Origin of the sequence: Nocardioides sp. LMS-CY, from assembly GCF_018732145.1 — a bacterium.
In the GTDB taxonomy this organism is placed as follows: domain Bacteria; phylum Actinomycetota; class Actinomycetes; order Propionibacteriales; family Nocardioidaceae; genus Nocardioides; species Nocardioides soli.
Map to the genome: position 1 here is coordinate 1485032 of NZ_CP076104.1, position 14754 is coordinate 1499785.

Sequence of the window (14754 nt, forward strand, 5' to 3'; positions counted from 1 at the left end):
CTCAGGCCCGGACCGCCTCCGGCTCCTCCTGCTGGGCCGCGTCGGGCGGCACGACCGGCGGCTTGCGGTCCAGCGCGCTCGGCCACCAGATCTTGCCGCCGAGATCGAGGTTGATCGCGGTGACCAGCACCGACCGCACGATCAGGGTGTCGAGCAGCACGCCCAGCGCAACCGCCACGCCGAGCTCGGCGAGGAAGACGAACGGGATCGAGCCGAGCACCAGGAACGTCGCGGCGAGCACGATGCCGGCCGAGGTGATCACCCCGCCGGTGGAGCTGAGCGCGACCAGCGAGCCCTTGCGGGTGCCGTGCTGCGCGGTCTCCTCGCGCACCCGGGTCATCAGGAAGATGTTGTAGTCGATGCCCAGGGCGACGAGGAACACGAACGCGAACAGCGGGAACCCCGGATCGACCTGCACGCCGTCGGGCCAATGGTCGGTGACCAACGGCATGGCGTAGTCGAAGACCAGGGCCGACAGGCCCATCGCGGCGCCGAAGGACAGGATCACGGTGCCGATCAGGATCAACGGCGCCGCGAGCGCCCGGAGCAGGAAGATCAGGATCAGCAGCACCACGAGGAGCACCGTCGGGATGATCACCTTGTTGTCGCGGTTCGACGCCACCTTGGTGTCGAGGTAGAACGCCGAGCCGCCGCCGACCAGTGCGTCGGCGCCCGCCACGCCGTGCGCACTGGCGCGGCTGGACTCGACGATGCCGTACGCCGTCGGCGAGGAGATGTCCGCGTCGATCGGTGCCTCGAAGTAGCTGCGGGTGTCGGAGATCGGCTGGGCGGGCGTGGGCTCGCCGAGCCCGTCGACGCCGTCGAGCGACGCGGCGACCGCATCGATCCGGTCGGAGTTGGCGATCACCTGGATGGTGTTCGAGTTGTCGACCAGGCCGTGTGCGGCGAGCACCTGCTGACCCTTGATGGCGTCGAACTCCTTGGTGTAGGCGTCCTCGGTCGACATGCCGCCCGCGTCGATCTTGAGGACGCCGAGGCAGGCGATGAGGAGTACACCGGTGGTGATCACCCAGACCCGGCGCGGCCGCGGCGCGATGGCCCGGCCGACCTTGGCCCAGAAGCCGGTCGTGTTGGGCTCGGGGGACCCGAACGCCGGGCGCTTCGGCCAGAAGATCCAGCGCCCGAAGATGACCAGCAGCGCCGGCAGCAGGGTGACCATGACGAGGAAGGTCACGCCGATGCCGATGGCGTTGACCGGGCCCAGACCGGCGGTGGAGTTGAGGTCGGCGAGCAGCAGGCAGAGCATGCCGGCGGCCACCGTGGCCGCGCTGGCGAGGATCGCCGGCGCCGCGCGGTGCAGGGCGAACGCCATCGCCTCGTGGCGGTTGTCGTGGCGGCGCAGCTCCTCGCGATATCGGGCGACGAGGAGCAGCGCGTAGTCGGTGCCGGCGCCGATCACCAGGATGCCGAGGATCGCCTGACTCTGCCCGTTGACGGTGAGGTCGGCGTACTTGGCGAGCAGGTAGACGACGCCGCCCGACACGCTGTAGGCGACCACGACGCTGAAGATCGGGAGGATCCACAGCAGCGGGCTGCGGTAGGTGAACAGCAGGATGATCACGACCACCGTGAGCGCGCCGAGGATCAGGGTCGTGTCGACGCCCTCGAAGACCTCCGCGGCGTCGGCCGCCTGGCCGCCGTACCCCGCCAGGTGCACCTCGGCCCCGTCGAGCTGGGCGATGTCGCGGATCGAGGCCGCGGCGTCGGGGATGTCGTTCCAGCCGTTGGCGCCGAAGTTGAAGGTCAGCGACGTCACCGCCACCTGGCCGTCCTCCGAGTAGCCGCCGAACCCCTGCTCCGCGGCCTGCTCGGGGGTGAGGACCGTGCCCTCGACGACGCCGTCGATGTTGCCGAGTTCCTGGGCCTGCCGGGTGATCTCGGTCCGGTCGGCATCGGTGAGGCCGGAGGGCTTGTAGTAGACGACGAGCGTCGGGATGTTGTTGGGGTCGACCGTGCTCGACAGCTCCTCGGACACCTCGGTCGACTCGGCGCTCGCCGGCAGCCAGGAGGACGCCTCGTTGTTCTGGACGTCGACCAGCTTGGCGGACAGGGAGCCGAAGACGCCCAGGGCGACGAGCCAGAACAGCAGCACGAGCCACTTGGTCACGGGGCCGGTCAGTCGGCCGGCGATCTGACGGTGCATGGGACGACTCTTCCAGTGGGTGGGGACAGTGGCATCGGGGATTTCCCCTAGTTCGACCGCCGGCCGCGCGAGAACTCATCGGACCGTCCGTTGGCGACGATGACTGTCGCTATTTCCCCGTGGTTGAGCGGGTCTGGGCTCGACGACCGTGCGGGTTTCGGCTGTCAGCAGCCGAAACCCGCACGACACGCCGAGGCACCACGGCGCGTCGCGCGGGTCGTGGCTGTCAGCAGCCGAAACCCCGGTCGGCGCCGGCTACGCCGCGCGGCGTAGCTCCCAGCGACCGACGGCGACCATCACCAGCACCGCCAGGGCCGCACCGGCGATGGTGTCGACGACGTAGTGCTCCGCGAAGTAGACGAGCGCCAGCGACATCGCCAGCGGGTAGAGCAGCACCAGCCACCGCCAGGGGCTCCGGAGCCGGGAGACGAACCAGAACGCGACCAGGAAGGCGATCCCGGCATGCAGCGAGGGCATCGCGGCGACCTTGTTGCCCATGCCCCACATGACCATCGTCTGGCGGTGCAGGTCGATCTCCGACCAGCCGCGGCTGGTGATCCGATGCACCTCGTCGAGGTAGCCGTCCCGTGCGGCCATCCACGGTGGCGCCATCGGGTAGGCGATGTAGATCGTGAGTCCGGCGAGCAGCAGCGTGATGTAGCGCCGCAGCCAGCGCACCCACTCGTCGCGGTTGCGCACCCACAGCACGCCGGCCAGCGTCAGCGCGACCAGGAAGTGCGAGGCGTAGACGCTCGTGAAGGCGACGTCCCACCAGCGTGGTGGGAGCGACTTCAGGCACGGGTCGCCGCACCAGGCGTCCTGCAGCCACACGGTCGGCACGGCGCCGCCGAAGAGCCACTCGTCGAAGCGCACCGGCATGGAGTAGTGGGGTGGGATGCCGATCTCGTCGGCCAGGCCCCGCACCAGCCAGTAGACGACCAGCAGGAGCAGCGGCTTCCACCAGTCCCGCCAGAAGCGCCACGGGTCGCGGTCGGCGTCCTCGATCTGCCAGGCGAGCGTGCCGAGCCAGATCCAGATGATCACGCCCGCGGGGTCGTTGGGGACCCCGACGAGCCAGCACCAGGCGAGGAGGACGACGGCGTACGCCGCCATCGCGGTCCTTCGGGTCACTCGTCGTCCTCGCGGTAGATCGTCCAGTCGCCGGTGGTGGCCTGCAGAGCGTAGTGGTCGGCCAGCACCCGGTCGGCGACGGTGGCGTCGATGCCCCATGATCCGAGTGACCGGCCGGCCACGATGACCCAGGTCGGGCGGTCGTCGCTGCGGAGCAGCGCGGTCAGGTCGGCCAGCTCGGGGTCGTGCACGCGCACCGGGAGGCTCCACAGGTCGGAGTACGGGCTGCGCAGTCCGACCTCCTCGAGGATGTTGGGCGCGCCGAACGCCACCACCGCCGTGTCGCCGCTGGTCACGTGATCGGCGAGCCAGTCGACCGCCGGTCGCTCCGGACGCTCGATCGGCCAGCAGAGCACCCAGACGAGCGCGGCCGCGGTCGACACCGCCATCACGGCGTACGCCGCGGCGAGGGCACGCCGGCCCGGGAGCGGTCGCTGGCACGCGGCGGCCGTCAGCAGCACCAGGCCGGGCACCAGGCCCATCAGGTAGTGCAGCCAGTAGCTGCCGCCGAGCAGCACGACGGCGAGCTCCCAGGCGAGGGTCGCGAGCGCCGGCCAGCGCAGGTCCGGCATCCCCGCCGTCTCGACCGGTCGGCGCAGGCGCCGACCCAGCACGACGCCGAGCACCGGCACCCCCGTTGCGAGCAGCGCCAGGAACAGCCCGCCCAGCCGCCGGGTGGTCGAGTCGGTGGCCGACGCCGCGATGACGGCGGCGGCCTCCTGGCGGAAGACCACCACGGCCTCCCAGAGCTCGCCGGGATCGGTGCCGCGGGCCCACGCCGCCCACAGGGCCACGGCGACGGCGGCGACCGCGCCCGCCGCGACGCCGAGCGCCGGGCGCCCCCGGCGCGCGACCAGGACGAGCACGGCGGCGAACACGAAGACGTCCAACAGGCTCTGCTTGACCAGCGCCCCGCCGGCGCCGGCGGCGCCGGCGGCGACGCCCCACCACAGCGCGGCGCGCCCCGACGACACCCCGACGGAACGGAGCGCCGCGGCGATCCCGCCCAGCAGGAACGGCAGGCCGAGTAGCTCGCCGTTGACGACGGTCCCCCCGAAGAGGGGTGTCGTGGTGAGCAGCGCCGCGGTGGCGGCCGCGAGCACCGGAGCCGAGCGGCGGGTGGGCGCTGCGAGCCGGCCGACGACACCACTGAGCAGCACGGTGGCCACGACCGCGAGGACGCCGAGGCCGCGCAGCGCCCAGCCGCCGCCCGCGGCGTCGGCGAGCGCGGCGAGGGCGACCAGCCCGGGTGGCCGGTCGACGAAGTAGTCGCCGTAGAGCGAGGTCCCCGGCGACCACTGGGAGGCGAGCAGCAGCAGGCCACCCTCGTCCGGGGAGAGGGTGCGTCCGACGTACGGCACGACGCAGAGGCCGGCGCCGACCGCCAGGGCGGCGACCTGCAGGCGGGGGGTCACGCGAGCGCGAACGCCAGGAGGACGGCGCCGACGAGGACGGTCCCGGTGATCAGGATGCCGAGATTGAACGCGGGCAGGGGGGTGCGGGTGCGCATCGACCGCTCGACCCGCGCCCACCGGACCATCGCGAGCACGGTGACCAGCGCACCCAGCAGCACCAGCGCCACGGCGAGCAGGCCGCGGACCCCGTCGTTGTCGGGCAGGCCCAGCGCGTGCAGGGCGACGCCGCCCGCCAGCATCGCCAACGCGGTGCGCACCCAGGCGAGGAAGGTGCGTTCGTTGGCCAGGGTGAACCGCGGGTCGGGCTCCTCCCCGGCGTCGTAGACCCAGTGTGGCCGACGTCGCGTCATGGGCCCCATCCTTCCGTACGACGCGTTGTCTAGGCTCGCGAGCGTGACGTTCGAGTTCGATGCCCATACGGCCGTCCGGTCCGCCGGTGACGATGCGGACGGGAGGTACGCCGCCGATCTCGACCGCGGCTGGGTCGTCGGCGGCGGCGTCAACGGGGGCTACCTGCTCGCGCTGATCGGCACCGCGCTGCGCGAGACCTTCCCGAAGAAGCCGGACCCGCTCGCGGTCTCGGCGTACTACCTCTCGGCCGCGACCCCCGGACCGGCGACCGTGGCCGTCGACGTGCGGCGGGAGGGCGGCACGGTCGCGACCGCGTCGGCCGAACTGCGCCAGGCGGGAGCGCAGGGCGAGGAGACCCGGATCGCCGCGCTGGCGACGTACGGCGACCTCGACCGGCTCGGCGACGACGTGCGCACGACGGCCGAGGAGCCGGTGCTGCCCCCGCCCGATGCGTGCGTCGCGAACACGTTCGCACCCCAGGAGATCCTCGACCTGGCGCCGATGATGGGCCGCTTCGACATGCGCTTCCACCCCGACCACGTCGGCTGGGCGGTCGGTCAGCCGAGCGGACGGGGCGAGATCGCGGCGTGGTTCCGGCTTGCCGACGGCCGCGAGCCCGACCCGATCTCGCTGCTGATGGTCGTCGACGCGCTGCCGCCGGTGACCTTCGACCTCGGGATGATGGGCTGGGCGCCGACGCTCGAGCTGACCGCCCACGTGCGCGCCAAGCCGGCCCCCGGCTGGCTCAAGGTGCGCCATGCGACCCGCAACCTCGCCGGCGGGATGTTCGAGGAGGACTGCGAGGTCTGGGACTCCGCCGGCCGGCTGGTCGCGCAGAGTCGCCAGCTCGCCCGGCAGCCCCGCCCCGTCGGCTGATCTGTCGTCGCGTCGTGCGTGGCGCCGGGTGGTTTCGAGACGGTTGCTAGCGCAACCTCCTCAACCACCGTCGTCGTACCGCCACGTCGGTGGTGACGGCAGCTTGTCGGCTTGCGGGTTTCGAGGCTCAGGCGTTGGCGCGCCTTCGCACCTCAACCACCGTCGTCGTACCACGGTGGTTGAGGTGTGAGGGCCGCCAGGCCCGAGCCTCGAAACCACCTCTCCGCCATCGAGGAGTCGGCTACCGTGCGGCCGCCCCACCCGGCACCCGGACCATCACGATCCAGCGCCGCCACGGGTGCTCGGTGACCGTCCACAGTCGGTCCCGGGCCGCGTCGTAGGCGAGGTCCTCGACCCCCATCGGCAGGGCGAGCCGCCGCTCCCGGAGCGATCCCGCCGCGCCGGTCCACAGCGAGCCCAGGCCGCGGGTGCCGTGCGAGGCCGTCAGGTGCAGCCGATCGCCGGTGCGCACGACGCCCTGGGCGCGGACGACACCGTGCTGGGTGACCTCCGCCGGCCCGCTGTCCGTCGGCAGCGACAGCAGCCGGTGGGGCTGCCCCGCGCCGCCGTACTCGCCGGCGAGCAGCCGCGACCCGCCGTCCGGCGCGACGAACGAGAACCGGAAGTCCGCCGACGGCGCCAACCGGTGCCGCGCCGGCAGCAGGTAGCCCTCGCGGGTGCCCACGATGTCGTCGAGGTCGCAGGCCCACAGGCCCGTCCGGGTGGCCGCGACGTACAGGCGGCGGTCGGACCACGCGAGCCCGCCGGCGTGGATGCGCAGCGGCTCGTGACCCTCCGGCGTCGGCAGCACGAGCGGCACGTGGCCGTAGCGACGCCGGCGCAGGTCGACGAAGGACACCCGCGAGCCGCCGTCCTTCGCGTACCACGTCACCGCCAGGTAGCGGCCACCGGTCGCGACCGAGACGCCCTGCGGCCACCAGCGCCGGTCCGCCTGGTCGTGCCGGTCCCATGCCCACGCGCGGCGTACGTCGAGGCCGGGTGCCCAGGACCGGTGGAGCCGGCGGTCGAGGCCGGTCAGCACCGGCGTCAGTCCGACCCGTCCGCCGTGCCGCGCGGCGAGCGACCCGATCTCGCCGTCGAGGTCGTCGGTGCGGGTCACGTGCACGTCGCGAACGGTAGCGTCCGAGCATGACCGCAGTCGTGGGAGCAGCGATCGTCCGAGGCCGACGGGTGCTGGCCGCGCGGCGTACGACGCCGCCCGAGACGGCCGGGCGCTGGGAGTTCCCGGGCGGCAAGGTCGAAGCGGGGGAGAGCCCCGAGGCCGCGGTGGTCCGCGAGATCCGCGAGGAGCTCGGCTGCGCGGTCGCCGTCACCGGCTGGCTGCCCGGCGAGGTCGCGATCGGCGAGCGGCACGTGCTGCGGGTGGCACTGGTCTCGACCGCCGCCGACGTCGACCCCGACCCGGTCGAGCACGACGAGATCCGCTGGCTGGCGGCCGGCGAGCTGGAGACGGTCGACTGGCTCGAGCCCGACCGGCCGTTCCTGCCGCACCTGCGTGCGCTCCTGGCCGCCGACGGGAGAGGATGACCGCGTGCGCGGGATCTTCTTCGAGGAGGACGACGCCCGGGCCGTGGTCGCCCGGCTCGTCGCGGCGGGGTACACCGCGACCGCCGAGCGGGAGCGGCTCGCCGGCGAGGACGACGACGAGGACCACCCCTGGGCGGTGCTGACCGACGCGCCGGAGCCCGAGCTCGACCTGCTGGTCGACCAGTTCGACGGCTGGCTGGACGCCGACGAGACCGGGGCGCCCCGTGCGCCGCTCGAGCTGCCGACCGAGCCGCGGAAGATCAAGCGCCCCTCCGGTGGTTAGGGGTGGTGTCCTCACCCCTCCCTAGGATCGATGCCATGAATGACCAGCGCCTCCTCCTCGTGCACGCCCACCCCGACGACGAGTCGATCGGCCAGGGCGCGACGATGGCGAAGTACGTCGCCGAGGGTCGCCAGGTCACCCTGGTGACCTGCACCGCCGGCGAGATGGGCGAGATCCTGGTGCCCGAGCTCGAGCACCTCGCCGCCGACCGCGACGACACGCTCGGCGAGCACCGCCGCGGTGAGCTGGCCGACGCGATGGCCGCGCTGGGGGTCACCGACCACCGCTTCCTCGGGGGCTTCGGCACCTACCGCGACTCCGGCATGGCCTGGCACCCCGACGGCCACGCGATCGGCGACCCCGAGGTGATCGCGAAGCACCCCAATGCCTTCTGGAACGCCGACCTCACCGAGGCGGCCGACCACCTCGTCACGATCATCCGCGAGGTGCGCCCCCAGGTCCTGGTCACCTACGACGAGTTCGGCGGCTACGGTCACCCCGACCACATCCAGGCCCACCGGGTCGCGATGTACGCCGCGCAGCTGGCCGCGGTGCCGTCGTACCGCAAGGACCTCGGGGAGTCCTGGGACATCCCCAGGATCTACTGGGGCGCGATGTCCGAGAGCCGCCTGCGGGCCGGCCTGCGGGCGCTGCGCGAGGCCGGGGACACCACGACCTTCGAGGGCATGGACCCCGACGGGCCGCTGCCGCGCTTCGCGACCTCCGACGACAACCTGGCGGCCGCGATCGACGCCACGGCGTACCTCGACCAGAAGATGGCCGCGCTGCGCGCCCACGCCACCCAGATCACCACCGACGGCCCGTTCTTCGCGCTGTCCAACAACGTGGGCGCCGAGGCGATGGGCGTCGAGTTCTTCCGGATCGCCAAGGGGGAGCGCGGCGAGCTCGGCCCCCACGGGTTCGAGACCGACCTCTTCGCCGGCCTGAGCGCCCGCCCCACCGACTGACGGTCCGTGAAGCTCCTTGCGGCCGTGGGGCTGCTGTTCCTCGGTGCCGGCACGGGTGTCGCGACGATCGCGGTCCACGACCTCACCTGGGGACTCGCGCTCGCGGTGGCGGCCACCGCGGTGACGGCGTACGCCCTGCCGGCGGGCTGGTGGAGCCGGCTGGCCTTCGCCGTCGGCTGGGTCGCGATGGTGGGCTGGCTGGCGGTGCCCCGGCCCGAGGGCGACTACCTGATCAGCCAGGACTGGCAGGGCTATCTCGTGCTCGGCCTCGGCATGCTGCTGCTCGTGGTGGGCCTCGCCACACTCCCGCGTCCGCGCCGAGCGGCGACCCTTCCGTAGGATCACGCGCGTGAGCAAGCCGAAGACCAACGCCCGCGACTCCGCCGGCGGCAAGGTCGTGCTGCTGGTGCTGGGGGGTCTGTTGCTGCTCGCGGGTGGCGCGTACGCCGCGGCGTACCTCGCGGCCGGCGACAAGGTGCCGCGCGGCACCACCGTCGAGGGCGTCGAGATCGGGGGGATGACCCCCGACGACGCCGAGCAGGCGCTGCGCGACGGCCTCGCCGACCGGGTCGAGCGCCCGGTCCCGGTCAGCGTCGACGGCCGCACGGCGACGCTGAGCCCGACCGAGGCCGGGCTCGAGGTCGACTACGCCGCCACCGTCGCGGAGTCCGGCGGCGGCAAGAGCTGGGCCCCGGGGCGGCTGTGGAACTACTGGACCGGGGGCGGCGAGCAGGGCGTCGAGGTCACGGTCGACGACGCGGCCTTCGAGGCTGCGCTCGACGGACTGGCCGACGAGGTGGGCACCGCGCCGACCGACGGCGCGGTCCGGTTCCGGGGCGGCGAGATCAAGGTCACCGACCCGGCCCCAGGCACCGGCTTCGACGCGGACGAGGCGCGCGCCGGGGTGCTCGCGTCGTACCTCTCCGAGGACGACGAGGTCGTCGAGCTCGACGCGACGGTGGTGCAGCCAGAGATCGACGAGGCCGCGGTCCAGGAGGCGCTGGACACGTTCGCCAACCCGGCGATGTCGGCGCCGGTCACGCTGGTCTTCGGGGACTCGCCCGTCCAGCTGCGGCCGCAGCAGTTCTCCGCCGCGCTGCGGATGAGGGCCGAGGGCGGCGCGCTGGTGCCCGACCTGAAGACGAAGAAGCTGACCGCGCTGGTCGACGATGGCGTCAGCGCCGACGAGCCGGTCGACGCCACCGTCGAGCTGGTCAACGGCAAGCCGAGGGTGGTGCCGGCGAAGCCGGGGGTCGCCTACGACCCCGACGACGTGGGCAGCGCCTTCCTGCAGCTGGTCACCCGCGAAGGCGACGAGCGGCAGATGGAGGTCGAGGCCACGGTCGTCGAGCCCGAGTTCACGACCGCGGACGCGAAGGCGCTGCGGATCAAGGAGCGGGTCTCGTCGTTCACGACGTACTACCCCTACGCGGAGTACCGCAACGTGAACATCGGCCGCGCCGCCGCGATCGTCGACGGCACCGTGCTCAAGCCGGGCGAGGTGTTCTCCCTCAACGACATCGTCGGCGAGCGCACCCGCGAGAACGGCTTCACGGAGGGCTTCATCATCAGCGACGGGATCTTCAAGGAGGACCTCGGCGGCGGCGTCTCGCAGATGGCCACCACGACCTTCAACGCGATGTTCTTCGCGGGCCTCAAGGACATCGAGCACAAGCCGCACTCCTTCTACATCGACCGCTACCCGGTCGGACGCGAGGCGACCGTCGCCTGGGGCGCGGTCGACCTGCGCTTCGAGAATGACACGCCGTACGGCGTGCTCGTGCACGCGACGGTGCAGCCGGCCACGTCGTCCTCGCAGGGCGTCGTGACCGTGTCGATGTACTCGACGAAGACCTGGGACATCACGACCAAGACCTCCGACCGGTACAACTACCGGGCCCCCGCGACCCGCACCCTCACCACGCCGGACTGCTATGCCAACACCGGCTACTCCGGCTTCGACGTCGACGTGTGGCGCTACTTCCACGAGCCCGGCAGCGACGAGGTCGCGAAGACCGAGAAGTTCCACACCAGCTACACCCCGTCCGACACGGTGGTCTGCAAGAAGCCGAAGCCGGACGGCGCCTGAGCCGCTCCGGGCCACCCCGGGACGTCATACGTTCCGAGCAAGGGGACGCACTGTCCGTATGACGTCCCGGGGTCGGCCTACGGCTCCAGGTGGCGGAAGCCCTGGAGGTGTGGGCGGGGGCTACGTCGCGGTGCCACCACACCTTCGCCGACGGATCGTCGACCTCTCGTCGGTACGCCGCACGCGCGGGCACCCGGATCTCCGCCGGCTCGCGGGAGGTTCGTCAGGCCTCGGGGCGCCGATCCGATGCTACGACGGGCGCCGGCGCCGGCGCCGGCGCGAGGTAGCGGTAGGCGTGATGGGTGACGAAGCCGAGGCCCTCGTAGAGCCCGACCGCCGCCGCGTTGTTGCCGAGCACCTGGAGGTACGCCGTGGTCGCGCCGCGCTCGGCACCCCACCCGAGCAGCGCCGCCATCACGGCGAGCGCGAGGCCCCGACGCCGGTGCGCGGGGTCGACCTCGATGCCGCGGAAGCCCACCCAGTCGTCGGCGTACGCCGCGACGCCTCGGGCGTGGTCGCCGATCCGGGCGATGACCAGGTCCCCGTCCTCGTCGTACTCGGCCGGCGGGCTCGCCGGCGCCCGCCGCGAGCCCAACGCCCGCCGGACCGTGGCGACGCCCGCCATCTGGAAGAGCGTGTCGGCGTCGCCGCTCTCGGCCACCCAGCCGCGCGCGCGGAACGACTCCTCCTCGGCGGAGTCCGGCAGCACCGCGGCGACGGGGCGAGCCCCATGCTGGGCGTAGAACGCGCTCACCCGGTCGTGGGCGTCCTGGACGTTGGCCGGACCGAAGGCGAGCACCGAGTTGGCCCGCCGGGCACCGGACCCGGGCGTGTGCCGCAGCACCCAGTCGCCGAGCGGCTCGGCGTGCATGCCGGGGAAGAGCGCGAAGCCGCGCCGCTGGGCCTGGGCCGGGGCGATCCGGTGCCGGACCGGGGGCCGCGGCGGCACCGGCTTGCCGGACACGATGTCGGCCAGCGCGATCGTCACGGCCGGGCCTTCGGCCGGCTGCACCACGCAGCGGCCGTCACCCCAGGCGAGGCAGATGCCCAGCACGTCGGTGAACGCCGGGCCTCCGCTCGGGCCGGTCTCGCCGCGCACCAGCCTGCGGACCACCACCCGCTGGCCCACGACCTGGGGGCCGAGGCCGTGCTGGCGAAGGTGATGGCTCACATGCTGGGGGTCTGCCGACTCGGACACCCCCGGGATATTAGGCTGTGACAGAGCACCTGCTCTCGTGAGTATCAGGAGGAATCGGTGACCTACGTCATCTCCCAGCCGTGCGTCGACGTCAAGGACCGGGCATGTGTCGACGAGTGCCCCGTCGACTGCATCTACGAGGGCAAGCGGATGCTCTACATCCACCCCGACGAGTGCGTCGACTGCGGTGCCTGTGAGCCGGTCTGCCCGGTCGAGGCGATCTTCTACGAGGACGACACGCCGGAGGAGTGGAAGGGCTACTACGACGCCAACGTCCACTTCTTCGACGACCTCGGCTCCCCGGGCGGCGCGGCCAAGATGGGTGAGATCGACCACGACCACCCGATGATCGCCGAGCTGCCGCCGCAGAACCAGGACCACTGATCTCCCGGTGACCGGTACGGTCTCCGCGCGGCTGCCGGACTTCCCCTGGGACCGCCTGGTCGAGCACCGCGAGCGCGCGGCCGGGCACCCCGACGGGCTGGTCGACCTCTCGATCGGCACGCCGGTCGATCCGACGCCGGCCGTGGTCCAGGACGCGCTGCGCGCCGCCGCCGACTCCCCGGGCTACCCGCTGACGATCGGCATCCCCGCCGTCCGGCAGGCGGCCGCCGACTGGCTGGCGCGCCGGCACGGCGTGACCGGCCTCGGCCTCGACGGCGTGCTGCCGACGATCGGCTCCAAGGAGCTGGTCGCGACGCTGCCCTCCCAACTCGGTGTCGGCTCGGGCGACCTCGTCGTGTGGCCCGAGCTGGCCTACCCGACGTACGAGGTGGGCGCGGCGCTCGCCGGCGCCCGCGGTGTCGCCACCGACTCGCTGGTCTCGCTGGGTCCGCAGGCGCCCGCCCTGCTGTGGCTCAACTCGCCGTCCAACCCGACCGGACGGGTGCTGCCGCCGGAGCACCTCCGGAAGGTCGTCGACTGGTGCCGTGAGCGCGGCACGATCCTGGTCTCCGACGAGTGCTACATCGAGTGCGCCTGGGAGGCGACCCCGACGTCGGTGCTCCATCCCGACGTCTGCGGGGGATCTCACGACGGCATCCTGGCGGTGCACTCGCTCTCGAAGCGCTCCAACCTGGCCGGCTACCGCTGCGCGTTCGTCGCCGGCGACCCGGCGCTGGTCGCCGAGCTGCTCGAGGTGCGCCGGAACCTCGGGCTGATCATGCCGGGCCCCCAGCAGGTCGCGATGGCCGCGGCGCTGGACGACGACGCCCACGTCGTGGAGCAGCACGCCCGCTACGCCGCCCGCCGCGCCAAGCTGCGCGAGGCGCTGGAGTCGGCCGGCTTCCGGATCGACCACTCCGAGGCGTCGCTCTACCTGTGGGCGAGCCGCGCGCTCGACGGCGGCGACGAGGACTGCTGGTCGACCGTCTCCTGGCTCGCCGGGCGCGGCATCCTGGTCGCCCCCGGCGACTTCTACGGCCGCGCCGGCGGCCGGCACGTGCGAGTGGCCTTCACCGCCACCGACGAGCGGGTCGACGCCGCCGTCGCCCGCCTGACCTGACCCTCGAGCTCATCTAGTCATAGGCCGCCAGCCGGTCCTTGAGCAGTTGCCCGACGGGCTGCGCGGGCCGCCCGTCCGCGGTCAGCAGCGACCACTGGTCCTCGGGGTTGTCCAGCCAGGCCCAGGCGAGGTAGCCGACCTCGTGGGCGTCGGCCCAGTCGATCACCGAGGTGAGGAAGGCCGTGTCGCCGTCCGCCTCGCCGACCTCGCCGATCAGGAGCGGCACGGCGGCGGCCACCGGAGCGAGTTCGTCGTCGAAGCACGCCGCGGTGCTGCAGCGCTTGAAGTCGTAGAGGTGGGCGGACGCGACCAACTGGTCGTCGTCGGGCCGGTGGCTCAGCCAGCCCCTCAGGTCGTTGGCCCAGTCGAGTCCGCCGAGCACGATCGGCTGCCTGGCACCGGTGCTTCGGATGACCTGGACGGCGCGCGCCATCCCCACCACCGGGTAGGTCTCGCCGCTCAGGGAGGGGTTGCGGTCGGTCTCCATCGGGGCCGCGCAACCGCCGGCCCGCCAGCACTCCCAGGTCAGGTCGAACGCCCACGCACCCCTCGCCTCGTCGTAGCGGGAGTGCGGTTCGTTGAGGACGTCGAACATCACGCCGCGCACGTCCTTGTACTCGCTGGCGACCGAGCGCCAGAAGGTCAGCCCGTCCGCGTCGAGTGCCGCCTGCATGCCGAAGTCGGAGGCCGTCCGCCGCTTGCGGCTGTGCAGGTCCAGGATCGTCACCAGACCGGCGCCGCGGAGGCTGTCGACGAAGGTGCGCACCGCGGCGCGGTAGGCCCAGCGGTTGCGGGTCAGCAGGCCGCCGTTGACCGGTGCGTCCCGGCTGCCGAGCCAGCAGTCGAGGTTGAGCGGGATCCGCACCGTGTTCACGTTCCAGGCGCGCAGCTCGCGGCCGACCTCGATCGCCGACAGCCAGCCGGCGTGCTCCGAGCTGCCCCAGCCCTGGGCGCAGGCGTACTCGAAGCCGGGCACGTTCACGCCACGAGGGACGAACTCCTCGCCGGTCCGGGTGTCGACGAGCCGGTTGCCCTCCACCACGACGTCGGGCGCTCCCGGTCGGGCGAGCGTGGCCCGCAGCGCCGAGAGCGGGCCTCGGGTCGCCGTCGGCGCTCCCTCGATGGCGGCCGCCAGTGCGATGCTCAGCACCACGGCCACGCCGATGAGCGTCATCGTCCTACGACGGCGCACCTGGTCTCCTCTTCCTTCGGTGACGGTCGGACCAA

At 72.8% G+C, this 14754-nt stretch carries 15 protein-coding genes; 8 read left to right on the plus strand and 7 right to left on the minus strand.

Translation table 11 applies throughout. The features are described 5' to 3' along the window. Position 1: 1 nt before the first annotated feature. The 4 genes from KM427_RS07060 to KM427_RS07075 all read right to left on the minus strand — a co-directional run bounded on the left by KM427_RS07060 (position 2) and on the right by KM427_RS07075 (position 5060). The gene (locus KM427_RS07060; RefSeq protein WP_183591243.1) at positions 2-2164 is read right to left on the minus strand and encodes an MMPL family transporter; all 2163 of its coding nucleotides are present in this window, start codon (positions 2162-2164) and stop codon (positions 2-4) included. 255 nt (positions 2165-2419) lie between these two features. After that, positions 2420-3295: a phosphatase PAP2 family protein gene (locus KM427_RS07065; protein ID WP_215526761.1), complete on the minus strand. Its 876-nt coding sequence runs from the start codon at positions 3293-3295 to the stop codon at positions 2420-2422. Beyond that, complete coding sequence (locus KM427_RS07070) at positions 3292-4710, minus strand: hypothetical protein (RefSeq protein WP_215526762.1); 1419 nt, start codon at positions 4708-4710, stop codon at positions 3292-3294. Before KM427_RS07070 ends, KM427_RS07065 begins: the two co-directional genes overlap by 4 nt. Beyond that, a complete protein-coding gene (locus KM427_RS07075) occupies positions 4707-5060 on the minus strand; it encodes a YidH family protein (RefSeq protein ID WP_246389951.1) in 354 nt (117 codons plus the stop codon). Before KM427_RS07075 ends, KM427_RS07070 begins: the two co-directional genes overlap by 4 nt. Positions 5061-5103: 43 nt before the next feature. Between KM427_RS07075 and KM427_RS07080 the strand changes: the two genes are divergently transcribed. Further along, positions 5104-5937 (plus strand): thioesterase family protein, encoded by an 834-nt coding sequence (locus tag KM427_RS07080; protein WP_252275121.1) that lies wholly within the window; start codon positions 5104-5106, stop codon positions 5935-5937. Positions 5938-6178: 241 nt separating this feature from the next. Here KM427_RS07080 and KM427_RS07085 read toward each other — a convergent pair whose 3' ends face one another. Further along, positions 6179-7063 (minus strand): SMP-30/gluconolactonase/LRE family protein, encoded by an 885-nt coding sequence (locus tag KM427_RS07085; protein ID WP_215526763.1) that lies wholly within the window; start codon positions 7061-7063, stop codon positions 6179-6181. 23 nt (positions 7064-7086) lie between these two features. Here KM427_RS07085 and KM427_RS07090 point away from each other — a divergent pair, with 23 nt between their 5' ends. From KM427_RS07090 to KM427_RS07110, 5 genes are read left to right on the plus strand one after another with little or no spacing between them, the layout of a single operon-like run. Next, entirely contained in the window at positions 7087-7485 is a 399-nt protein-coding gene (locus KM427_RS07090) for a (deoxy)nucleoside triphosphate pyrophosphohydrolase (RefSeq protein ID WP_183591237.1), read from the plus strand. A gap of 4 nt (positions 7486-7489) precedes the next feature. Beyond that, complete coding sequence (locus KM427_RS07095; RefSeq protein WP_183591236.1) at positions 7490-7768, plus strand: hypothetical protein; 279 nt, start codon at positions 7490-7492, stop codon at positions 7766-7768. Positions 7769-7803: 35 nt separating this feature from the next. Beyond that, entirely contained in the window at positions 7804-8736 is a 933-nt protein-coding gene (gene mshB, locus KM427_RS07100) for an N-acetyl-1-D-myo-inositol-2-amino-2-deoxy-alpha-D-glucopyranoside deacetylase (RefSeq protein WP_215526764.1), read from the plus strand. A gap of 6 nt (positions 8737-8742) precedes the next feature. Continuing rightward, the gene (locus KM427_RS07105; RefSeq protein WP_183591234.1) at positions 8743-9075 is read left to right on the plus strand and encodes a DUF6113 family protein; all 333 of its coding nucleotides are present in this window, start codon (positions 8743-8745) and stop codon (positions 9073-9075) included. A gap of 10 nt (positions 9076-9085) precedes the next feature. After that, entirely contained in the window at positions 9086-10825 is a 1740-nt protein-coding gene (locus tag KM427_RS07110; protein WP_215526765.1) for a VanW family protein, read from the plus strand. Positions 10826-11048: 223 nt separating this feature from the next. Here KM427_RS07110 and KM427_RS07115 read toward each other — a convergent pair whose 3' ends face one another. Then, complete coding sequence (locus tag KM427_RS07115) at positions 11049-12023, minus strand: GNAT family N-acetyltransferase (protein ID WP_215526766.1); 975 nt, start codon at positions 12021-12023, stop codon at positions 11049-11051. Positions 12024-12080: 57 nt separating this feature from the next. On the opposite strand from KM427_RS07115, the gene fdxA reads away from it, so the two are divergent. Further along, a complete protein-coding gene (gene fdxA / locus KM427_RS07120; protein ID WP_181645430.1) occupies positions 12081-12407 on the plus strand; it encodes a ferredoxin in 327 nt (108 codons plus the stop codon). Positions 12408-12414: 7 nt separating this feature from the next. Further along, the gene (dapC, locus tag KM427_RS07125; RefSeq protein ID WP_215526767.1) at positions 12415-13527 is read left to right on the plus strand and encodes a succinyldiaminopimelate transaminase; all 1113 of its coding nucleotides are present in this window, start codon (positions 12415-12417) and stop codon (positions 13525-13527) included. Positions 13528-13540: 13 nt separating this feature from the next. On the opposite strand, the gene KM427_RS07130 is transcribed toward dapC, so the two are convergent. Continuing rightward, positions 13541-14719, minus strand: coding sequence for a glycoside hydrolase family 5 protein (locus KM427_RS07130; protein WP_215526768.1), 1179 nt, complete (start codon positions 14717-14719; stop codon positions 13541-13543). Positions 14720-14754: the final 35 nt, after the last annotated feature.